Genomic DNA, 21,316 nt, shown 5'->3' on the forward strand with positions numbered 1-21,316 from the left:
TCGTTAGTGTTTTTTTAGTTGATTAAAATAGTTGGTTACTTCTTCTAAATCATCAAAATGATACCTAACACCATTTATTTCTTGATAGGTTTCATGTCCTTTTCCTGCGATAAGTACAATATCTCCTGAACTTGCTAGTTTACAAGCTGTTTTTATAGCTTGTCTTCGATCTACAATTGATAGTGTTTTTTTATAATTTCCCGCAGCAACTCCTTCTTCCATTTCATCAATTATTGACTGTGGGTCTTCTGTTCTAGGATTATCTGAAGTAAAAACAACCTGATCACTTAACTGAGATGCTATTAATGCCATTTTAGGACGTTTCGTCCTATCTCTGTCTCCTCCGCAACCTACAACAGTAATTATTGTTTCATTTCTTGTTCGAATATCATTAATGGTTTGCAACACATTTTTTAATGCATCTGGCGTGTGTGCGTAATCTACTATTGCTGTAACCCCCTCAGTTGAAACTGTGTACTGAAATCGTCCACTTACGCTTTCTAACTCGCTTACAATTCGTAAAATTTCTATCTTTTCAAGTCCCAACAACTCAGCTACTCCATATATTGCTAACAAGTTATAAGCATTAAATTCACCTATTAACTTTGTCCAAACTTCTACTCCATTGATTGCCAATAAAGTTCCTGAAAGACTTTTTTCTAATACTTTTGCTTTAAAGTCTCCTATTGTTTTTAGCGCATAGGTTTGCTTATTCGCTTTTGTATTTTGCATCATTATACTTCCATTCTTATCATCAATATTTACCAAAGCAAATGCCGATTTTGGTAACGAATCAAAAAACGATTTTTTCACATCACGATATTCTGCAAATGTTTTATGATAATCTAAATGATCGTGCGATAAATTCGTAAACACACCTCCTGAAAACTCTAACCCTTCAGTGCGTTTTTGATGAATTCCGTGAGAACTTACTTCCATAAAACAATAATCAACCCCAGCCTCAACCATTTTTGATAGATAGTTATTTATCGCTACGGAGTTTGGTGTTGTGTGTGTTGCCTTATATTCTTCTTCATCAACCATCACTCGAACTGTTGACAACAACCCAACTTTGTATCCTGCTTTTATAAACAATTGATACAATAAACTTACTATTGTAGTTTTACCATTTGTTCCTGTTACTCCTACTAACTGCAAACTTTTTGATGGGTTATTATAATAATTTGCTGCTAGTATTGCTAATGCGGTATTTGAATCTTCTACTTTAATATAAGTTACTTCTTCATTTTTATCATCTGGTATTTCCTGGCAAACAACAGCTTTAGCACCTAATAATATTGCCTTTGTTATAAACCGATGTCCATCTACAGTTACACCTTTTTGAGCTACAAAAACATCTCCATTCTTCACTTGCCTACTATCAAACTGAATATTGTTTATATCAACATCTGTGCTTCCGTAAACCTCTTTTACAGCTACCTTATATAATATGTCTTTTAATCTTTTCAACTATGATAATTTTAAATATATCGTTGCATCTTTTGAGACTTTCACTCCTCTTTCTACAGATTGCTCTGTTACCTTTCCTACTCCTGAAAATTTAACTTTCAATCCCATATTCTCTAATAATGCAACTGCATCCATCCCACTCATACCTATCACTTTAGGCATAATTGTTTTATACTTTCTTAATTTTTGGTAATATTCTTGATATTCTTGATCGAGAACTTTTTCTGAAATTTCATCAGAGACAAACTGGTTATTAATTGCTGTTGAAGTATAAATTTTTTGAGCTATTTCTTTAAATATAGGAGCAGCTACCGTAGCTCCGTAATATCCTTTTTCTTTTTTAGGGCTATGAACTACTACAATACAAGAGTATTTCGGCTCATCTGCCGGAAAAAAGCCTGCAAAAGAAGCTACATATTTTTCATTTGAATAATACCCGCCTTCATATTCTCCTTTAGCATTCTTAATTCTTGGTATATACTTTTTTGCCGTCCCTGTTTTTCCCGCCATTGAAAAATTTGGAGAATATATTTCTTTCCCTGTTCCATACTTTATAGTATTCTCCATTACTTTTCTCATTTTATCCAACGTTTCTTGAGAAGCTATTTTTTCTTTCAGTACTTCTGTACCGAAACGTTGTTCTACTTCTCCTCCTACACGTAACTCTTTAACAAAATATGGTTTTACCAATTTTCCGTTATTAGCTACCGCATTGTAAAACGCTAATGTTTGTAATGGGGTAAGAGAAACTCCATACCCCCAAGCCATCCATTCTAACGAAGTTGGACTCCAACTTTTTTCTGAGGGGTTTGGAATATAAGGCTTCCCTTCTCCTTTTATTTTAACACCTGTCATTTGATCTAAACCAAAAGACTTAATTTTATCCGTAAATTTTTTTGGGTTCTTATCGTAGTGTTTTTGTATTGTTTTTACAATTCCAACATTTGAAGAAACTTCAAACACTCTTGCTAATGATATTTTTCCGTATCCCCCTTTTTTACTATCCTCTACTTTACGGTTATTAATATAGATCCTTCCTTTTTCACAATCTACCACAGTTGAAGTATCTGCAACTTTATCTTCTAAAACTACCATTAAGCTAGCTAGTTTAAAGGTTGATCCTGGTTCGTGACTCTCCCATACAGCATAATTTCTTTTTTCGTAATATTTACCTGTAGAAGTTCTTCCCAAATTAGATATCGCTTTAATTTCTCCTGTTTCTACCTCCATCACCACAGCACAACCATGATCTGCTTCAAAATACTCCATTTGCCTTAACAAAGCATGGTGTGTAATATCTTGGATATTTACATCTATTGTTGTAATAATATCACTTCCATCTATAGGTTCTTTCTCATTTACATCATTGATTGGCTTCCATTGCCCTTTAGCTATTTTTTGCTTTAAACGCCAACCATTTTCACCTTGCATATAATCTGCAAAAGCACCTTCAATTCCTGCTCCTCCTCTATAATCATCATACCCAATAGTACGTTCTGCTATTTTACCAATAGGATGAACACGAACTGTTTTTTGTTCAGCTATAAATCCTCCTCGATACACCCCTCTATTAAAAATTGGGAAGCTTTTCATTTTTACATAATCATTATACCCAACATTACGAGCTATTAACAAATAACGATTTCTATGTTTTTTTGCATTACGTAATTTCTTTTGATAATAACTTGAAGGTTTCCCTAACAAACCAGAAAGAGATTCGGAAAGTGCGCGGATATTTTTTTCAAAAACTTCAGAATCTACAGACTCTACATCCATACGAATGGTGAATTTCGACATAGAGGTTGCCAACAAATTACCATCTGCTGCATACACATTTCCTCTATTTGCAAAAATGGTGTCGTTTTTAACTGTTTTTTCTTCAGAAAGCTTCCTATACTTATCTCCTTCTACATATTGAAGTTTAAAAAGTCTAAAAATGATAACTACAAAGAAAAGCGTCATTAAAACAACAACCACATAGAGTTTGTTTAATATGCCTTTTTTTACTACCATTTTTTATTACTCTTTATTATATGTTACTTTAATTTTTTGGGGCGGTTTTTTTGCAGGACACAATCCTTTACTTTTTACCTTATCTCGAATACTACTTTCTAACTTCATTCGCATTAGTTGAGTACTCGTATCCACATCTTCTGCCCGCAACTCTCTTTTCTTCTTATTCAGCGCCGCTATTTGCACCACTTTTGCATCTGCACTATGCGAACTATAAATCATAATTAACAACAGCACTACAACAAAAATCAAAATCCGCCAATTCTTAAAAGAACTTTCGTCTGTAAGAAAACTCCCTCTTAAAAGATCGTATATACTCTTTCTTACGTTAGACATTACTTTAATGTTGCTATTCTTAATTTTGCACTACGTGCTCTATTATTTTCTTTTATTTCTTCTCTTGTTGGTATAATCATTTTACCAACTTTTTTAAGTGGCTCGCTAGTGTTACCATAAAAATCTTTCTCTGGTTCCCCACTAAACAGTCCTGTTCTTATAAATCGCTTCACCAACCTATCTTCTAACGAATGGTATGAAATCACACTCAATCTTCCTTCTTCATTTAACAAATCTGGAATCTGCTGTAAAAACTCCTTCAATACTTCCAATTCTTGATTTACCTCTATTCGTATAGCTTGAAAAATTTGCGCTAAAATTTTATGTTCTTTTGCTTTCGGAAGAAACTTTTGCAACGCCTCTTTTAATTCAAAACTTGTTTTAATTTCTCCAGTAATTCTCATCTCAACAATAGTCTTCGCTAGAGCTCGAGCATTACGTAGTTCTCCATACAAGAACAACACATTTGACAATTGTTCTTCTGTATAAGTATTGATGATTTTCTTTCCAGACAGCTCTGACTTCTGATCCATTCGCATATCTAAATCTGCATCAAATCGAGTTGAAAATCCTCTTTCTGCTTCATCGAATTGATGTGATGACACACCTAGATCAGCCAACACACCATCTACTTTTTTTACACCATAAAAACGTAAAAACCTAGTTATAAATCGGAAATTTTCCCCAATCAACACAAAGCGGTGATCATCAATTTTATTTTGCTGTGCATCTGGATCCTGATCAAAAGCAAACAACCTTCCTTTTTCCCCTAGCCTACTTAATATTTCTCGAGAATGCCCTCCTCCTCCAAAGGTCACATCTACATAAACTCCATCTTCTTTTATATTAAGTGCGTCTACACTTTCTTTCAACAAAACTGGATTATGATAACTCATCTTCTTCCGTATTACCCATTACCTCCTCTGCCAAATCAGCAAAATCAACAACAGCATCATCTATTACTTTTTCATACTTATCTTTATCCCAAATCTCAATAATATTCACTGCAGAAGAAAGCACTACTTGCTTTTCAATCCCCGCAAACTGACATAAATCTTTCGGAATCAATATCCTTCCAGAAGCATCTATATCTACCACCTTCACACCGGCTGTAAATCTTCTGATAAAATCATTATTTTTCTTTACAAATCGATTTAGTTTATTGATTTTTGCCATCATCAAATTCCACTCTTGCATCGGATACAACTCTAAACAAGACTGAAAAACAGAGCGTTTAATCACAAAACCTTCTTGCAACACAGAAGACAACTGCTTCTTGAACGCTGATGACACCATCAACCTTCCTTTAGCATCCACCTTACATTCATATGTTCCAATTAAATTTACCACGTAAAGAAACTATAGTTTGCATCAAAAATAAAAAATATTTACCACTTTTTACCACTTTTTACCACTTTGTTAATAAGTTTTAATTTTTAAGCTAAAAAACTGATACTAAAAGACTTCTACACAACTACTTTAGGCGGAATAATAAAAATGAAAAAGTAATAAAAAAGAACTACATTTGTGGTTAAGTCAAATCAGAAACATATATGACTGAATTTTTAAAGAAAGAAGACAAATTCACATACGCAGAAGCAGGAGAAGGAAGCCCAATTATTATACTTCATGGTTTAATGGGTGCTTTAAGTAATTTTGACTCCACTTTTAATCATCTTTCAAAAAAAGGATATCAAGTTTTTATACCAGAATTACCCTTATACACCTTACCTCTCCTTAAAACTAACGTAAAAAATTTAGCCAAATTTTTACATGATTTCATAGAACACAAGGAACTTAAAAATGTTACTTTACTGGGAAATTCTCTGGGTGGTCACATAGCTTTATACTACACTAAGCACTACCCTAAAGATGTTAAAGCTCTAGTTTTAACAGGTAGTTCTGGACTTTACGAAAACTCTATGGGAGATAGCTATCCCAAAAGAGGAGACAAAGAGTTTGTGAGAAAAAAAACACAAGATGTTTTTTATGATAAAGAGATTGCAACCGAAGAACTAGTTGATCAAGTATATGATGTTATTAACGATAGAAATACACTGATTAGAACCCTAGCTATTGCTAAAAGTGCCATTCGTCATAACATGGCTAAGGATTTACCCAACATGAAACAACCTACATGTTTAATTTGGGGAAAACAAGACAGTGTTACTCCACCAGAAGTAGCTGAAGATTTCAAAAAACTCTTACCTGATGCCGATTTATTTTGGATTGATAAATGCGGACATGCAGCGATGATGGAAACCCCAAAAGAATTTAATGAAGTTCTAGAAGACTGGCTTTCTAAACGCAAAATATAACAGCTAAATAAGCTTAATTTATAGTATGAAAATAAAATCTGCTGAATTTGTAATGAGTAACAGCAATGTTACCAAAGCACCTAAAGACAGAATACCTGAATATGCTTTTATTGGTCGTTCTAATGTTGGTAAATCATCATTAATCAATATGTTAATGGAGCGTAAAGATTTAGCTAAAATTTCTGGAAAACCAGGAAAAACACAACTCATCAACCATTTTATGATTAATAACGAATGGTTTTTGGTTGATTTACCTGGATATGGTTATGCACAGGTTTCAAAAAAGAAACGTACCATTTTTCAATATTTTATTGAAAATTACTTTAAAGAACGTGAACAACTTGTATGCACTTTCGTTTTAATTGACTCTCGTCACGATCCGCAGAAAATAGATATAGAATTCATGCAGTTTTTAGGCGAAAATCGTATTCCTTTTTGTATTGTTTTTACCAAAGCAGACAAATTAGGAAGCTCTAAACTTAACAAACAAATTACCTCATACAAAAAGAAGTTACTAAACTTCTGGGAAGAACTACCAATGAATTTTGTTACCTCTTCATCTACAGGAATGGGACGTGATGAGTTTTTAAACTTTATTGACCAAGTAAACGAAGACGTTGCAGAAAATTTTAAATAATTTTTCAATCATCCTTTAAGAGAAGTATCGACCATGCATTCTACTAAAGAAAATTTACAGGTTTTACACGAAGACAACCACATTATAATTGTTAATAAGCGTGCAGGCGATATAGTGCAAGGTGACAAAACTGGTGACAAACCGCTTTCAGATGTTGTTAAAGAATACATCAAAGACAAATACAACAAGCCTGGAAACGTATTTTTAGGAACCGTTCACCGATTAGACCGCCCAACTACAGGTATTGTTATCTACGCACGTACTTCAAAAGCTTTAGAACGACTAAACAAAATGTTACGTGACAAAACCATTAAAAAAACGTATTGGGCAATAGTTCAACAGCAGCCTAAAAAAGCCACAGACACCTTAATAAATTATCTAAAAAAGAACCCAAAGAATAATAAGTCCGCTGCTTTTACTAAAGAGGTTGATGGAAGTAAAAAAGCCATACTTCACTATAAAACACTTAAAAATTTAGACAATTATTCATTATTAGAGATCGACTTAGAAACAGGGCGTCATCATCAAATTCGTGTACAATTATCTAACATTGGCGCTATTATCAAAGGCGACTTAAAGTATGGAGCTAAAAGAAGTAATAAAGACGGAGGTATTCATTTGCATGCTCGAAAAATTGAATTTACACACCCCGTTAGTAAAGAACTTATTAAAATCACTGCCCCAACTCCTTCTGATCCCGTTTGGGATGCTTGTTTGTAATTTGTATATTTAGACAAATTTCACCCAAGATGAAAGCTCTTAAGTTTTTAGCAATTTTAATACTTCCTGCCACCGTTTACATTTCGTTTACCAGCACAGGTTGGATAACCTTGCTCCCTTTACTAGTTTTCTTTGGTTTGGTTCCGCTACTTGAATTACTTTTCAATCCTGATAAGGAGAATCTTAATGCAGAACAAGAGCAGCGAGAAAAAGAAAACAAATTATACACCTATATATTATATGCAACTGTTCCTGTCCAATTATTTTTTTTAGGATGGTTTTTATGGATGATGAAAGACATTGAACTAACTACTTTAGAGTATATAGGAAGAGTTTCTGCTATGGGGTTACTATGTGGCGTAATTGGTATTAATGTAGGTCATGAACTAGGACATCGCAATAATCGTTTTGATCAATTATTAGGCGAAATTTTACTATTAACCTCATTAGACACTCACTTTTTACCTTACCATAATGCAGGACACCACTTTAATGTAGCTACTCCTAATGATGCTGCTACTGCAAGAAAAAATGAGATTGTTTACCTATTTTGGATTCGTTCTCATTTTCAAAGTTATTACCAAGCTTGGGAAGCAGAAAACACACGTTTAAAAAGCTCTGATAGAAGATGGTTTCACCTACAAAATAGGATGCTTATTTATACACTTTGCAACATTCTATTATTAGTAGGCATTTTCTATTTCTTCGGACTAAAAGCACTATTCGCCTTTGTAGCTGCTGCTGTTTTTGGAATTTTATTACTTGAAACTGTAAATTATATAGAACATTACGGATTACTACGTAAACAAAACGAAAAAGGTCGTTATGAACGTGTAAAACGAACTCATTCTTGGAATTCAGACCACAGAATAGGTTTGTTAATGCTTTTTAATTTATCTCGTCACTCTGATCATCATTATAACGGAAGTAAGCATTATCAACTTTTAAAATCGTTACCTGAAAGTCCACAAATGCCAACAGGATATCCGGGTATGATGCTCGTTGCTTTAATTCCACCATTATGGTTTTCAATAATGAATAAAAAATTACAAGACTTATAGCTTATGAATATTCCCGAATTGGTTCAGTCGCAAAAAAACTATTTTGCTACGCAACAAACCAAAGATATATCCTTTAGAAAAAGTGCTTTAAAAAGATTGCAAAAAGAGCTTATTGCTAGAGAAAAAGACATTATAAAGGCATTGCACGATGATTTTAAAAAACCGGAATACGAAGCAGTAATGACCGAAACTTCTATTGTGTTAGCTGAATTAAAAATGGCCATAAAAAATATTCATTCTTGGAGCAAACCTCAACGTGTACTACCATCTTTGTTAAACTTTCCTTCCTCAGCAAAAATTTATAAAGAACCTTACGGAACTGTACTTCTCATCGCTCCTTGGAATTACCCATACCAACTAGCTTTTGCACCTTTACTTGGCGCAATTGCCGCAGGAAATACCGTGGTACTAAAACCTTCAGAACTAACACCCAACACTAGTAAAATTACCAAAGAAATTATTGAAGCTGTTTTTGACAAAAACCATGTTGCTGTAATTGAAGGAGGTGTAGATGTTTCCACAGAATTGCTAGCCCAACGTTGGGATTATATTTTCTTTACAGGTAGTGTTCCTGTAGGTAAAATAGTAGCCAAAGCTGCTGCCAATCATTTAACCCCTGTTACCTTAGAATTAGGAGGAAAAAGTCCGTGTATCATTGATGAAACCGCCAATATTAAATTGGCCGCAAAACGTTTGGTTTGGGGTAAATTCATTAATGGTGGACAAACCTGTATTGCTCCTGATTATTTATTGATTCATACATCGGTTAAAGAACAATTTATACAACAGTTTAAAGAAGAAATTTTTAGAGCTTATGGAGAAAACCCACAAAACTCTCCTGATTTCCCACGTATTGTTAACACTCGTAATTTTGATCGTTTAGCTTTAATGCTAGAAAATGAAAACTGTGTGATAGGCGGACAAACCGATAGAGACGATCGCTACATTGCCCCTACATTAATTGATGAACCTAGTTTGGATAGTGAAGTAATGAAAGGTGAAATATTCGGACCTATTTTTCCGCTAATTTCCTACGAAAACGAATCGGATATTGAAAAAGTCACTGCTAAATATGACAAACCTTTGGCCTTATATGTTTTTACCAATCGAAATTCATTTGCTAAAAAAATGATTCAACGTTTTTCATTTGGAGGCGGAACCATAAATGACACTACAGTTCATTTTGCCAATCACAGATTGCCTTTTGGCGGTGTGGGAGAAAGTGGTATAGGAGCTTATCACGGAAAGCAAACGTTTGATACGTTTTCTCATCATAAAGGAGTGGTTTCTCGCGGAACCTGGTTAGACATTCCTACTCGATATGCTCCATACAAAGGAAAATTGCAACAATTAAAAACTTTAATGAAACTGGGATAGTTTTGTTAGACAAAAGACAATCAGACACAAAAATCAAGACACCATAATAAATGAGTGAAAAAACCGTATCAGAAGCAGTTAATTATCGTCGTTCAGTAAGAGTGTACGACCCTGAAAAACCGATAGACACTTCTATTGTAAAAAAATGTTTAGAGCAAGCTAGTTTAGCTCCTACCAGTAGCAACATGCAACTATGGGAGTTTTATCATATTACTTCAAAAGAAACAATCGACAAAATAGCTCCTTTGTGTTTTAATCAAAATGCAGCTAAAACTGCGCAACAATTAGTGGTTTTTGTGGTTCGTAAGGATTTATGGCGTAAAAGAGCCAAAGCTAATTTAGCTTTTATGGATAAAGTTTTTGGTAAAAACAATCCAAAATCAGAACAACGAAGTCGAGAAAAAGTAGCACGTAACTACTACGGAAAATTGATTCCGTTTACCTACTTTGATTTTTTTGGAATTTTTGGATGGCTTAAATACTTAATGATTCTTATTATTGGTCTTTTCCGACCTATTTATCGTGAAGTTCGCAATAGTGATATGCGCATTGTAGCTCACAAAACTTGTGGATTAGCAGCACAAACATTCATGCTCTCAATGGCCGCTGAAGGATACGACACCTGCCCTATGGAAGGTTCTGATACTTGGCGTGTAAAACGTTTATTAAACCTACCTTTTGGTGCAGAAATTAATATGATTGTTTCTTGTGGTATTCGTAAACCTGAAGGTGTATATGGTGAACGTTTTAGAATTCCTTTTGAAGAAATTTATAAAGAAGTATAACATATGACAGATAAATTCTTAATAGAAAGTGCTAAGCATGCTTTTGACAATCATATCCCAAAATCTTTAACCTCTGCTTCTGTCGAACTAAAAACACTTAAAAAGAAATGGTTTCAAGTCTTTGATAAAAAAACAAAAAAAAGAAATCCAATGGCTTTGTGTTTTTAACCAAACGGCTACAAAAGATGATATTGAATTTGGCAGAATCGCAGGTACTGAAATCATTTCTGATTTTAACTCAGAGTACGGAATCAATGAAATGTTTGAGAAAATTGATTCAGAAGACACTCCTAGAGTTTTAAGAAATATTATTTATTCAAAACCTAAGCTATAAATTACTTGAAATTTTTTAAAAAAATTAGGACACTTTAACGGAAAAATTGCTTCGCCCCTCTCAATGATGTAGGATATAACTTGACTAACCGTCATCACGAAGAAGACACGACTGAAATATTCTTTTACTTTAATAAGATTTCTCCCTCTGGTCGAAATGACATGTTTAATTTATTACTGTTTTGGTAAAAACACCAATTTATTTTTACTCTTCTTTATATCTTCCTCATTGAGGCTCATCTTTACAAACTCACCATCTACATATTTTTGCGCTTGGTCTTTATAATATGGACTAAACACATTACCCGATTGCCCTGTGGGTAAAATAGCAATGCTATTTTCTACATCAGAAAAATCAATTACTCTACGTGTTGAAGGCCCTCCGTGAATTTTATACACTCCTGTGCTATCCAACTTAAAAATCTGATTGTTAATTACCTCATTTCCTCCAATGGTTTCAAACGGACCAACATTGAAGAATTTACGTAACAAACCACCTGCTTTACCAATGGCATGCTCATACTCCACAGAAATTACTCGATTCCATTTCCAACCATCCACATTTTCTCCCAATTGGTTTTGTAAAAACACAATAGCTTTTTGAAAAGCTATGGTAATTATTTCATTTCTAGATTCAACTTTATCTGTAGTTGAAATATCATCCCACCAAACCGATTGCTCTCTTTTAACTTGTTCAGCTAATACCTGATCTTGTAACGGTGTATTGATAAACAACTGAAAACTGTCTCCTAACTCATCTTTGAAAGTAGCAGTTAAAAATTCGTACAAAAATCGATTGTAAATTGTCGGAGCAACGTTGGTTTTTGCATATTCTCCATCCCATTTTTCCAACACCGAATATGCTTTTTTTGCCGAAGGAGATAGTGATGACTTATCTACACTTGCTAACAACTCCCTTCCTATTTCCGGAACAACAGATGAAGTAACATCGTAAATCATTTCAGCTACATCTTGTTGAGTGAAATCATTTTTAGGTTCTAATAACTGAACAATTCTCTTAGCTCTATCTTCTGGTTGATAATAGCCGGGATATAACTTCCCTCTCACAGAATCGGGTTGGTTATTCGCTGAATACACATAATTCCATCTTGGATTTTCTGCTTGCGGATTTTCTTCAAATTCTAAATACTCTATAATTTCATCTTTTCCTGAAGCTCCATTTAAGTACATTTTAGAAGACAAACTATCTCTTAATTGATACAGTTTAGCAGATGCAAACCAACCTACATTCCCTTTAGCATCTCCATACATTACATTTAATCCTGGTGCGTGAATTTTAGCTGTTCCTGTTTTAAAATCTTGTAACGAATTTGCATGTGACATTTTGTACGATGCTTCTAACAATTGATTAGGTAACTGCGTATAAATCCAGTTCATTGCAATTGGTCTTTCATCTGTAATATGCTCTATCAATCCGTTCATAATCGGACCATGTTTACTCACTTTTACTTGATAAATTGTGTCTCTTCCACCCTTTACCTTTATATGCTTATCCCACAACTCATATTTCTGGTATCCATGAGGAGTTTTATACTTCATTGAATTTTCTGGATTGTTTTCTTCTTCATAAAAATTCAAGTCGTCATTTGCTAGCATCGTTAAACCATATGCATAGTCTTTGTTATGCCCTAACAATGGAAACGGCATCAGTGCTAAATTGAATCCGTAAACCTCAAAATTGGGTGTTTTTATATGGTTTTGATACCAAACCGACGGTTGTGAGAAATTGATATGTGGATCGTTTGCAAAAATTACCTTTCCGTTTTTGGTTTTTGGTGGTGCAATTACCCAAGAGTTACTTCCTATGAAAGGAGCTACAGGTAATTTATCCATAATTTCACTCACCGCTAAAGACAATTCTGCCTTAATTTCTATTTTATTGGTTGTCTTATTCAATGTTAAATTTTCATTGAACGAGTTTAGCAATTCATTTACATACGGTTCTCCTAATTTTTCTCTTATTTCTGTTAGTAACGGGTCTGTTTTATGCGCAATTGCAAAGCTAAATGCCATGTAACCAAAAACATTGTACACATCTTTAATCGTGTAATTTTCTTTATCTAATCCTACTAAATAAAATTCTAATGGTGTTGCGCCTTCTTCTATAAACTGATTAACCCCATTTAAATAAGCTTCTGTTAATTTATAGGCTTCTGAATTTTTATCTAATTCTAGAATAGTTTTTTCAGCTGCTTCTTCAATTCCTAATCCAGAGAAAAATTTATCTACTCTAACCAAATCTTTCCCAAAAACTTCAGCTAATCTTCCAGCTGCAATTCTTCTAATGAGTTCCATCTGCCATAACCTGTCTTGGGCATGTACATAACCTAGAGCAGTATAAGCATCTTGCTGATTCTGTGCATTAATGTGCGGTACACCTATCTCATCGTAATACACAGTGACTTTATCTGAAATTGATGTCAGTTGTAATTCGCCTTTATACGTTGGATATAAGGTTTTTGCGAACAACCAAACTCCAACACTTAACAGAATTAAAAATAATAGAATAATTTTTGAAAGCTTCTTAAATAACTTCATTAGGATTAGTTTTCCCCAAATATATCAGAAATTTAATTCGTATTTTTGGGGAATCAAAAAAATTCATTTCCTAATGAAAAAAATTCAAATGGTTGACTTACAAAGTCAGTATCAAAAAATAAAAGAAACTGTAGATACTTCAATAGAAGAAGTATTAAACTCTTCAGCATATATTAACGGTCCGTATGTTCATGGATTTCAAGCTGATTTAGAGAAGTATTTAGGAGTAAAGCACGTAATACCTTGTGCTAATGGAACTGATGCTTTACAAATTGCCATGATGGGTTTAGGACTAGAACAAGGTGATGAAGTTATTACTGCTGACTTTACATTTGCTGCTACGGTTGAAGTGATTGGGTTATTAAAATTAACACCTATATTAGTTGATGTTGAGCCAGATAGTTTCAATATTGATATTGAGGCTTTAAAAAAAGCGATTACACCAAAAACTAAAGCTATTGTTCCTGTGCATTTATTTGGGCAGTGCGCAAACATGGAAGCAGTTTTAGAAATTGCCAAAGAATACAACTTATTTGTAATAGAAGATAATGCACAAGCTATTGGTGCTGACTATACCTTTGCTGACGGAACTAAAAAGAAAGCAGGTACCATGGGTAATGTTGGAACCACTTCTTTCTTCCCTTCTAAAAACTTAGGATGTTATGGTGATGGTGGAGCTATTTTTACAAATGATGATGAATTAGCACACATACTTCGTGGAATGGTAAATCACGGAATGTATAAACGCTATTACCATGATGTTGTTGGAGTGAATTCTCGATTAGATTCTATTCAAGCAGCTGTATTAAAAGCTAAGCTACCTTTATTAGACAGCTATTGTGATGCTCGTAGAAAAGCTGCAGAATATTACTCAAATGCTTTTACTGATAATCCAAATATCATTACGCCTATCATTAGCGATTTTACTACACATGTGTTCCATCAATATACGTTGAGAATTACCAACGGTAAACGTAATGAATTACATCAACATTTATTAGATAACGCTATTCCTAATGCTATTTACTATCCTGTTCCATTACATGCTCAAAAAGCATATCAAGATGACAGATACAACGAAGCAGATTTTGCGGTTACCAATCAATTAATTGATGAAGTAATTTCATTACCAATGCATACCGAATTAGATGAAGAACAATTAGCTTTTATTACCAAGGCCATAAACGATTTTATTTAACATTATAAAAACTATGAAAAACAAAATTTTATTTTCCATGTTAGCTATGAGCTTAACATTAATTAGCTGTAACGAAGATAGATGTGATGATGGATATAAACCATACAACTCTAGCGGTCATGAAATTTGTATTCCTGAGTATATCAATGGTCTAAATCATAATTTCGAATTAGGTAATCAATATATTCACCCTGAGTTTGGATTGATAACATTAGAAAATGGGACTTGGAAAAATGAAAATAATATGACAATAACTATTCAATAAATTCTTTTAGCTATGAATCAAAAGATCAAAACTTTAAAAATTATTCATCTAGCAATGGTAGGAAGTGTAACTTTAGGGTATACTTTTTTAGGTGATTTTAAAACCATTTTTAATATGGTTATTGACGACTCATCGTTATTATATGCTTTTATTCCAGCGATAGCTTACGTTACTAGTAACTTCATGTTTAAAAACACACTAAAAACCATAAAGAATGATGCTCTTGTTGAAGAAAAACTTGCCATTTATCAAAGTGCATCCATTATAAGGTGGGCTATTTTAGAAGGCGCTTGTTTTATCCTTATTATCTTAAAACCAGATTTTTTATTACTAGGAGTAATTTTATTAATTTATTTAATTCTCTTAGCACCTAAAAAGAAGCAACTATTCAAAACTTTAAATATTAGAAATTAATAATTTTCTGTAAAAAAACACAAAATCACTCGTTTTTGATTCTTTTTAGTCAATTTTGAGTGGTTTTTTAGTTATTTTTAGTTAAAACCTAAACTTTTCCACTTTGAATCTGTTATTTATTCACCCTATACATTGTCATATTCTTAAAATTTTCTACCTCTAATTTAACAACTCATATTTATCACCTGATTTTTAAGGTTTTAGCATTTATTAATTGACATTAACCTTTAAGGTTTTTAGCTTTGTACCCTAATTAAATGATAATAGAACAATGAAATTGATTAAAATTAAAAGAGAGACACGTTTAGAAAAACGATTTTCAAAAAAAATGGGTAAGCTACATACTAATGTTACTTACATAAAAAAAATGTTTTTAAATATTATACCTTTAGAAACGATACACAAGTATAGAGAAACTTATTACGGTGAAGTTAAAGATTGTGAAGATTGTGTTTTAGCTAAATAATATTTTTACTTTTATAAAACAAAAATCCCGCTCCAAAAGAGCGGGATTTTCCATTTTATACTTGTTTTTATACTAAAGAAGCATCACTAGCAGCTACACTTCTATCTATTTTACGCATTAATCCTTGCAATACTTTACCTGGGCCAACTTCAACAAATTCAGTACCTCCATCAGTAATCATTGCCTGCACACATTGTGTCCATCTTACAGGAGCTGTTAATTGTGCTATTAAATTTTCTTTAATTTCAGCAGGGTTTGTTACTGCCTTTGCCACTACGTTTTGATAAACAGGACAAGTAGGCTCGTTAAATGTAGTTTCTTCAATAGCCGCTGCCAACTCTTCACGAGCTGGTTCCATCATTGGTGAATGAAAAGCTCCTCCTACGGGTAAAAGTAATGCTCTTTTTGCCCCTTTTTCTTTTAATACTTCACAAGCTTTTTCAACTGCTTCAATTTCACCTGAAATTACTAATTGCCCTGGACAATTATAGTTTGCTGCTACTACTACTCCATCAATAGAAGCGCATACCTCTTCGACTATAGTATCTTCTAACCCTAACACCGCAGCCATCGTCGATGGTTGAACTTCACATGCTTTTTGCATTGCCAATGCACGTTTAGAAACTAACTTTAACCCATCTTCAAAAGACAATACTCCATTAGCTACTAATGCCGATAACTCTCCTAAAGAATGACCAGCTACCATTTCTGGTTTAAACTCATCTCCTAAAACCTTCGCTAAAATTACTGAGTGTAAAAAAATTGCAGGTTGTGTTACTTTTGTTTGTTTTAACTCTTCAGCGGTACCTTCAAACATTACGTCGGTAATACTGAATCCTAATATATTATTTGCTTTTTCAAAAAGTTCTTGAGCTAATGGCGAATTTTCATATAAATCTAAACCCATTCCTGAAAATTGTGCTCCTTGACCTGGAAAAATATACGCTTTCATCTATTTATTTTTGTTGTTTGTTTAACCCTGCAAACATACAATTTTTAAAATTACTATCTTCGTTTTATGACGGCACGACTTAAAAACCAAGCGCAACTTATATACTTAGTTTTAGCAGCTTTATTTATTGCCTCCTTAGTAACTTCGAATTTAATTTTTCAGAAGTTTTTTTATTGGGAACCTTTTAATTTATTTCGTTTTGAAATCTCTGTTGGAATACTTCCTTACCCAATTACTTTTCTAATTACCGATATTCTTTCTGAAATTTATGGTCAAAAAAAAGCCAATCAAGTTGTTGTTGCAGGTATTTTTGCTTCCTTTTTTTCTATGTTAATTATTTTAGTTGCTGATTATGTACCTGTTATTGATAATTCACCTGTTAGCAACGAGACTTTTAGTAAAGTTTTTGGGTTGTCTCCTTTAGCTGTTTTAGCTTCAATGTTAGCCTACTTATCAGCTCAGTTTGTAGATATTCGCATTTTTCATTTTTGGAAAAACTTAACTAAAGGTAAACACTTATGGCTTCGTAATAATTTTTCTACCTTTTTATCACAATTTATAGATACTTTTACCATATTATTTTTGTTATGTTCTTTTAAGATTCTTTCATGGGATATCTTTGGAGGTCTTTTACTAAGCAGTTTTTTATTTAAGATTATTGTGGCTGCGCTTGACACACCAATTTTATACATTATTGTATACTTATTTAGAAAAAAATTCAATTTAAAAATTGGAGAAGAACTAACTAATTTATAACCTAACAATATTATGTTGAACAAGTTTTTTTATAAAATATTTAAAGAACAATTTTCTCTTTCTGAAACTACAGCTATATATCTTAACCTATTTACCAACTTAATTACTTTTGCCTTAATTGGTTATATCCTCTTTAAAATTTTTAGATACTTTGGTAGAAAGGCCATTCGTAAAATGGCCAATAAAACATCTACAAATTTTGATGATTTACTCATTAAAAATAAAACTTTTTTAAGCCTTTCTAGAATTGTTATTCTTATAATAATTTTCAATCTTTTAAAAGAAATACTTGAAGATTTTCCTGATTTAATTATTTATGCTGAGCGTATTACGACTATAGCTATTGTTTTTTCTATTGTATGGTTTATACGCAGTATATTACTTACTGTGAAAGACTTCTTACGCACTACCAATGCTTTTAAAGACAAACCTTTAGAAAGTTACGTGCAAATTTTCATGATTATATTATGGTTAATTGCTATTATCTCTTCATTCTCTGTACTTACAGGCAAGCCTTTAATTAGATTTCTTACTGCTTTAGGAGCTTTTTCGGCAGTTTTACTATTAGTTTTTAAAGATACTATACTTGGTTTTGTTTCAAGTATTCAGGTAGCGGTAAATGATACCGTTAGAATTGGTGATTGGATTACTATGGAAAAATATGGTGCTGATGGTGATGTCGTTGAAATTAATTTAACTTCAGTAATTATTAGAAACTTTGATAATACGATTTCTAGTATTCCTACCTATTATTTAACATCAGATTCGTTTAAAAACTGGCGAACAATGAATAGCTCTGGCGGAAGACGTATTAAAAGGGCTATTTTAATTAAAATTAATAGTATCCATTTTCTTACAAATGAAGATATTGAGCGTTTCAAGAAAATTGAATTGATTTCTGACTATATAAAAGAAAGAAGTTTGGAGGTAAAAAAGTACAATACCGAAAATAATGTTGATAAAACTGTTTTATTAAATGGTCGAAACCTAACTAATTTTGGAACATTCCGAATTTATTTAGATAAATACATAGAAAACCACCCAAAGATAAATCAAGACATGCTACTTATGTCTCGTCAATTAGATCCAACTCCTAATGGAATTCCGTTAGAGATTTATGCGTTTAGTAGAGAAAAAAATTGGGTAGATTATGAGCGTGTTATGGCGAACATTTTTGATCATATTTTAGCTTCTGTAAAATATTTTGATTTGGAAGTTTTTCAAAACCCATCAAGTATTGACATCAATAACTTGAAAGCAAGACAAAAGAGTGAATAATAATACTGGTGCATCTTTGTGGCAAATAGCCTTCCAAAAATTTAAACGTAGTAAAACAGGTATGTTTAGTTTTTGGTATATTACTTTATGTGGGTTTATTGCTGTATTTTGTTATGTTTTAGCGCCTGATAATAGTAATGATGCAAATCAAATGCATTTAGAAATTCATTCTAAAGCTCCTGGTTTTTCAGTACAAATGTTAAGTATTCCTTCTGAAGTTCTAAATAAACAATCATGGTTTTCTTTTTTTATGAAAGGAAAAAAAAATTCATCAACAGAAATACCTATTAAATCCTTTTTAGTAAAAAGAAACCAGTTAGAAGTCATCAAATATGCTGATGGATTACCAAAAGAATTTCCTGCTTCTTACGAGAAATATATTACGCAAAAAATATTTTATTTAGGAACCGATAAATATGGACGTGATTTATTAAGCAGATTATTCATTGGTGCTAGAGTTTCATTTTTTATTGGTTTCATCGCTATTTTTATTTCGCTTTTAATAGGAATTCCTATTGGGGCTATTGCCGGTTATTTTGGTGGAAAAATTGATAATTTTATTATGTGGATTATCAATATCACTTGGTCTATCCCTACACTTTTATTGGTAATTGCCATTACATTAGCTTTAGGAAAAGGTTTTTGGCAAGTGTTTATTGCTGTAGGTTTAACCATGTGGGTAGAGGTTGCTCGTGTCGTGCGTGGGCAAGTAATTACTACCAAGCAGCAACAATATGTAGAAGCTGCCAAAGCTTTGGGTTTTTCTGATTTTAGAATCATATTTAAACATATTTTACCCAATATTTTAGCTCCTATCATTGTAATTTCCGCCGCAAATTTTGCAGCGGCTATTTTAATTGAAAGTGGATTAAGTTTCTTAGGTATTGGTGCACAACCCCCAACACCTTCATGGGGTGCTATGATTAAAAATCATTACAACTATATTATTCTTGGTAAACCCTATTTAGCACTCATTCCTGGAATTGCCATTATGAGTTTAGTAATGGCTTTTATGCTAATTGGAAATACACTTCGTGATGCTTTGGATGTGAAGACTTAAAATTTGTAAATTCGCTTTCTTAAATTTTTTGATATGAGTTTTAGTGTTGAGTTTAAAACACGATGGGCAGATTTTGATGCCAACATACATATGCGTCATACCGCATATAATGATTATGCTGCTGAATTACGCTTACGCTTTTTTAAAGAGCATAATATTACAATTCAAGATTTTACTAAGGAAAATGTAGGCCCTATTTTATTTGAAGAGAACACTAAGTTTTTACGTGAAATACATATGGGTGAGGATATTACTGTAAATTTAAAGGTTATAGGTTTATCTAGTAAAGGTGAACGTTGGAAAATTCAGCATGAAGTTTTTAACCAAGCAGGTAAGCTCTCTGCAATTATTACGGTATATGGTGCTTGGTTAGATTTGGTTCAGCGAAAACTGACAGTACCTCCAGCTAAATTTCAACAAATTTTTAATGACGCTGAAAAAACAGATGAATTCAAAGAAATTTTTTTAAAAGCTTAAAATGAGCACTTCAAGAAAAATAAAAGTAGTTATTACCATTGTTGCTTTATTAGTAGGTTATTGGTTACAACAAAAAGAAGATACTAAGGGTTCTTCTCTACCTACAACAGAAACAACCCATAATACAACTGATAACTTCAATTACTTTCCTACCTCAACTACTGGAATCACCATAAAACATAATGGCTACCAGTTATCCTATAATGAAAAGCATGAACAAGCTGAATGGGTTGCTTATATCTTAAATAAAAATGATATTGTTTATACCAATCATAAACGCCCTTTTTTTATTCAAGATCCAAAAATAACAACCAAATCTGCCGATTGGAGAAATTACAAAAGATCTGGCTATGACAAAGGGCACTTATGTCCTGCTGGTGATAGACGCGCCTCTAAAAGTACTCATGATGAAACCTTTTACACCTCTAATATCTCTCCTCAAAACCACGAATTTAATGCTGGCATTTGGAATAAGTTAGAGCAAAAAACTCGTTATTGGGCAAAAAAATATAATCGTTTGTATGTTGTTACTGGTGGTGTTTTAGAACCTAATTTAAAAACTATAGGAAAAGAAAACGTAAGTGTTCCTAATTATTTTTATAAGGTTTTATTAGATTACACGCAACCCGAAATTAAAGCAATTGCATTTTTGCTTCCGCATAAAGAGAGTAACAAGCCTTTATATGATTTTGTAATTTCTATTGATGAATTAGAACAAAAAACAGGTATTGATTTTTTTCCTGAATTACCTGATAGTTTAGAAAACCAATTAGAAGCTTCTACTGACTATAAAAACTGGAGTTTTAGATAAAAATATACTTGACTACAGATAAGTCTTTAT

Annotated in this window: 23 protein-coding genes; 16 read left to right on the top strand and 7 right to left on the bottom strand. The window is 32.7% G+C overall.

Features of this window, described 5'->3' with window-relative positions; all coding sequences use genetic code 11:
• Positions 1-3 precede the first annotated feature (3 nt).
• From ACKTSW_RS10580 to mraZ, 5 genes are read right to left on the bottom strand one after another with little or no spacing between them, the layout of a single operon-like run.
• Positions 4-1,470 carry a UDP-N-acetylmuramoyl-L-alanyl-D-glutamate--2,6-diaminopimelate ligase gene (locus tag ACKTSW_RS10580; protein ID WP_408025234.1) on the bottom strand — a complete coding sequence of 489 codons (1,467 nt, stop codon included), beginning with the start codon at positions 1,468-1,470 and terminating at the stop codon, positions 4-6.
• The gene (locus ACKTSW_RS10585; protein WP_408025235.1) at positions 1,471-3,483 is read right to left on the bottom strand and encodes a penicillin-binding protein; all 2,013 of its coding nucleotides are present in this window, start codon (positions 3,481-3,483) and stop codon (positions 1,471-1,473) included.
• 6 nt (positions 3,484-3,489) lie between these two features.
• On the bottom strand, positions 3,490-3,819 hold the full coding sequence (locus ACKTSW_RS10590; RefSeq protein ID WP_408025236.1) for an FtsL-like putative cell division protein: 330 nt from the start codon (positions 3,817-3,819) through the stop codon (positions 3,490-3,492).
• Positions 3,819-4,715, bottom strand: coding sequence for a 16S rRNA (cytosine(1402)-N(4))-methyltransferase RsmH (rsmH, locus tag ACKTSW_RS10595; RefSeq protein ID WP_408025237.1), 897 nt, complete (start codon positions 4,713-4,715; stop codon positions 3,819-3,821). The genes ACKTSW_RS10590 and rsmH overlap by 1 nt, the downstream gene beginning before the upstream one ends.
• A complete protein-coding gene (gene mraZ, locus ACKTSW_RS10600) occupies positions 4,702-5,169 on the bottom strand; it encodes a division/cell wall cluster transcriptional repressor MraZ (RefSeq protein ID WP_408025238.1) in 468 nt (155 codons plus the stop codon). The genes rsmH and mraZ overlap by 14 nt, the downstream gene beginning before the upstream one ends.
• Before the next feature lie 203 nt (positions 5,170-5,372).
• On the opposite strand from mraZ, the gene ACKTSW_RS10605 reads away from it, so the two are divergent.
• The 7 genes from ACKTSW_RS10605 to ACKTSW_RS10635 all read left to right on the top strand — a co-directional run bounded on the left by ACKTSW_RS10605 (position 5,373) and on the right by ACKTSW_RS10635 (position 11,051).
• Positions 5,373-6,137 carry an alpha/beta fold hydrolase gene (locus ACKTSW_RS10605; RefSeq protein WP_408025239.1) on the top strand — a complete coding sequence of 255 codons (765 nt, stop codon included), beginning with the start codon at positions 5,373-5,375 and terminating at the stop codon, positions 6,135-6,137.
• Between the two features lie 25 nt (positions 6,138-6,162).
• The gene (gene yihA, locus ACKTSW_RS10610; RefSeq protein WP_408025240.1) at positions 6,163-6,774 is read left to right on the top strand and encodes a ribosome biogenesis GTP-binding protein YihA/YsxC; all 612 of its coding nucleotides are present in this window, start codon (positions 6,163-6,165) and stop codon (positions 6,772-6,774) included.
• A gap of 33 nt (positions 6,775-6,807) precedes the next feature.
• Positions 6,808-7,494, top strand: coding sequence for an RluA family pseudouridine synthase (locus ACKTSW_RS10615; RefSeq protein ID WP_408025241.1), 687 nt, complete (start codon positions 6,808-6,810; stop codon positions 7,492-7,494).
• A 29-nt stretch (positions 7,495-7,523) separates the two neighbouring features.
• Entirely contained in the window at positions 7,524-8,555 is a 1,032-nt protein-coding gene (locus ACKTSW_RS10620; RefSeq protein ID WP_408025242.1) for an alkane 1-monooxygenase, read from the top strand.
• 3 nt (positions 8,556-8,558) lie between these two features.
• Positions 8,559-9,932, top strand: coding sequence for an aldehyde dehydrogenase (locus ACKTSW_RS10625; protein ID WP_408025243.1), 1,374 nt, complete (start codon positions 8,559-8,561; stop codon positions 9,930-9,932).
• A 50-nt stretch (positions 9,933-9,982) separates the two neighbouring features.
• Positions 9,983-10,717, top strand: coding sequence for a nitroreductase family protein (locus tag ACKTSW_RS10630; protein WP_408025244.1), 735 nt, complete (start codon positions 9,983-9,985; stop codon positions 10,715-10,717).
• Positions 10,718-10,838: 121 nt separating this feature from the next.
• Positions 10,839-11,051, top strand: coding sequence for a hypothetical protein (locus tag ACKTSW_RS10635; protein ID WP_408025245.1), 213 nt, complete (start codon positions 10,839-10,841; stop codon positions 11,049-11,051).
• A gap of 173 nt (positions 11,052-11,224) precedes the next feature.
• Here ACKTSW_RS10635 and ACKTSW_RS10640 read toward each other — a convergent pair whose 3' ends face one another.
• Entirely contained in the window at positions 11,225-13,609 is a 2,385-nt protein-coding gene (locus tag ACKTSW_RS10640) for a penicillin acylase family protein (protein ID WP_408025246.1), read from the bottom strand.
• 73 nt (positions 13,610-13,682) lie between these two features.
• Here ACKTSW_RS10640 and ACKTSW_RS10645 point away from each other — a divergent pair, with 73 nt between their 5' ends.
• From ACKTSW_RS10645 to ACKTSW_RS10660, 4 genes are all read left to right on the top strand, one after another.
• Positions 13,683-14,807, top strand: a complete 1,125-nt coding sequence (locus ACKTSW_RS10645) for a DegT/DnrJ/EryC1/StrS family aminotransferase (protein ID WP_408025247.1) — start codon at positions 13,683-13,685, stop codon at positions 14,805-14,807.
• A 46-nt stretch (positions 14,808-14,853) separates the two neighbouring features.
• Positions 14,854-15,072 carry a hypothetical protein gene (locus tag ACKTSW_RS10650; protein WP_408025248.1) on the top strand — a complete coding sequence of 73 codons (219 nt, stop codon included), beginning with the start codon at positions 14,854-14,856 and terminating at the stop codon, positions 15,070-15,072.
• A 12-nt stretch (positions 15,073-15,084) separates the two neighbouring features.
• Positions 15,085-15,486 (top strand): MFS transporter, encoded by a 402-nt coding sequence (locus tag ACKTSW_RS10655; RefSeq protein ID WP_408025249.1) that lies wholly within the window; start codon positions 15,085-15,087, stop codon positions 15,484-15,486.
• Positions 15,487-15,757: 271 nt separating this feature from the next.
• The gene (locus tag ACKTSW_RS10660; protein WP_408025250.1) at positions 15,758-15,952 is read left to right on the top strand and encodes a hypothetical protein; all 195 of its coding nucleotides are present in this window, start codon (positions 15,758-15,760) and stop codon (positions 15,950-15,952) included.
• A 67-nt stretch (positions 15,953-16,019) separates the two neighbouring features.
• Here ACKTSW_RS10660 and fabD read toward each other — a convergent pair whose 3' ends face one another.
• On the bottom strand, positions 16,020-16,904 hold the full coding sequence (gene fabD, locus ACKTSW_RS10665; protein ID WP_408025251.1) for an ACP S-malonyltransferase: 885 nt from the start codon (positions 16,902-16,904) through the stop codon (positions 16,020-16,022).
• Positions 16,905-16,970: 66 nt separating this feature from the next.
• Here fabD and ACKTSW_RS10670 point away from each other — a divergent pair, with 66 nt between their 5' ends.
• Genes ACKTSW_RS10670 through ACKTSW_RS10690 form a run of 5 tightly spaced genes read left to right on the top strand, consistent with a single transcriptional unit; the run spans position 16,971 to position 21,286 of the window.
• Positions 16,971-17,660 carry a queuosine precursor transporter gene (locus ACKTSW_RS10670; protein ID WP_408025252.1) on the top strand — a complete coding sequence of 230 codons (690 nt, stop codon included), beginning with the start codon at positions 16,971-16,973 and terminating at the stop codon, positions 17,658-17,660.
• A 12-nt stretch (positions 17,661-17,672) separates the two neighbouring features.
• Complete coding sequence (locus ACKTSW_RS10675; protein ID WP_408025253.1) at positions 17,673-18,938, top strand: mechanosensitive ion channel family protein; 1,266 nt, start codon at positions 17,673-17,675, stop codon at positions 18,936-18,938.
• The gene (locus tag ACKTSW_RS10680) at positions 18,931-19,998 is read left to right on the top strand and encodes an ABC transporter permease (RefSeq protein WP_408025254.1); all 1,068 of its coding nucleotides are present in this window, start codon (positions 18,931-18,933) and stop codon (positions 19,996-19,998) included. Before ACKTSW_RS10675 ends, ACKTSW_RS10680 begins: the two co-directional genes overlap by 8 nt.
• 33 nt (positions 19,999-20,031) lie before the next feature.
• Positions 20,032-20,475 (top strand): acyl-CoA thioesterase, encoded by a 444-nt coding sequence (locus tag ACKTSW_RS10685; protein ID WP_408025255.1) that lies wholly within the window; start codon positions 20,032-20,034, stop codon positions 20,473-20,475.
• Position 20,476: 1 nt separating this feature from the next.
• Positions 20,477-21,286: a DNA/RNA non-specific endonuclease gene (locus ACKTSW_RS10690; protein ID WP_408025256.1), complete on the top strand. Its 810-nt coding sequence runs from the start codon at positions 20,477-20,479 to the stop codon at positions 21,284-21,286.
• Positions 21,287-21,316: the final 30 nt, after the last annotated feature.

The sequence above is a fragment of the Tenacibaculum sediminilitoris genome (assembly GCF_964513795.1).
Classification (GTDB): Bacteria; Bacteroidota; Bacteroidia; order Flavobacteriales; family Flavobacteriaceae; genus Polaribacter; species Polaribacter sediminilitoris.

Bases quoted from the DNA above. Each gene is read 5' to 3' on its own strand.
- ACKTSW_RS10585 (WP_408025235.1), bottom strand. From the start codon at position 3,483: ATGGTAGTAAAAAAAGGCATATTAAACAAACTCTATGTGGTTGTTGTT.
- fabD (WP_408025251.1), bottom strand. From the start codon at position 16,904: ATGAAAGCGTATATTTTTCCAGGTCAAGGAGCACAATTTTCAGGAATG.
- ACKTSW_RS10675 (WP_408025253.1), top strand. From the start codon at position 17,673: ATGTTGAACAAGTTTTTTTATAAAATATTTAAAGAACAATTTTCTCTT.
- ACKTSW_RS10670 (WP_408025252.1), top strand. From the start codon at position 16,971: ATGACGGCACGACTTAAAAACCAAGCGCAACTTATATACTTAGTTTTA.
- ACKTSW_RS10615 (WP_408025241.1), top strand. From the start codon at position 6,808: ATGCATTCTACTAAAGAAAATTTACAGGTTTTACACGAAGACAACCAC.
- ACKTSW_RS10650 (WP_408025248.1), top strand. From the start codon at position 14,854: ATGAGCTTAACATTAATTAGCTGTAACGAAGATAGATGTGATGATGGA.
- ACKTSW_RS10645 (WP_408025247.1), top strand. From the start codon at position 13,683: ATGAAAAAAATTCAAATGGTTGACTTACAAAGTCAGTATCAAAAAATA.
- ACKTSW_RS10625 (WP_408025243.1), top strand. From the start codon at position 8,559: ATGAATATTCCCGAATTGGTTCAGTCGCAAAAAAACTATTTTGCTACG.
- yihA (WP_408025240.1), top strand. From the start codon at position 6,163: ATGAAAATAAAATCTGCTGAATTTGTAATGAGTAACAGCAATGTTACC.
- ACKTSW_RS10590 (WP_408025236.1), bottom strand. From the start codon at position 3,819: ATGTCTAACGTAAGAAAGAGTATATACGATCTTTTAAGAGGGAGTTTT.
- ACKTSW_RS10655 (WP_408025249.1), top strand. From the start codon at position 15,085: ATGAATCAAAAGATCAAAACTTTAAAAATTATTCATCTAGCAATGGTA.
- ACKTSW_RS10660 (WP_408025250.1), top strand. From the start codon at position 15,758: ATGAAATTGATTAAAATTAAAAGAGAGACACGTTTAGAAAAACGATTT.
- ACKTSW_RS10690 (WP_408025256.1), top strand. From the start codon at position 20,477: ATGAGCACTTCAAGAAAAATAAAAGTAGTTATTACCATTGTTGCTTTA.
- ACKTSW_RS10640 (WP_408025246.1), bottom strand. From the start codon at position 13,609: ATGAAGTTATTTAAGAAGCTTTCAAAAATTATTCTATTATTTTTAATT.
- ACKTSW_RS10630 (WP_408025244.1), top strand. From the start codon at position 9,983: ATGAGTGAAAAAACCGTATCAGAAGCAGTTAATTATCGTCGTTCAGTA.
- ACKTSW_RS10685 (WP_408025255.1), top strand. From the start codon at position 20,032: ATGAGTTTTAGTGTTGAGTTTAAAACACGATGGGCAGATTTTGATGCC.
- ACKTSW_RS10620 (WP_408025242.1), top strand. From the start codon at position 7,524: ATGAAAGCTCTTAAGTTTTTAGCAATTTTAATACTTCCTGCCACCGTT.
- ACKTSW_RS10605 (WP_408025239.1), top strand. From the start codon at position 5,373: ATGACTGAATTTTTAAAGAAAGAAGACAAATTCACATACGCAGAAGCA.
- rsmH (WP_408025237.1), bottom strand. From the start codon at position 4,715: ATGAGTTATCATAATCCAGTTTTGTTGAAAGAAAGTGTAGACGCACTT.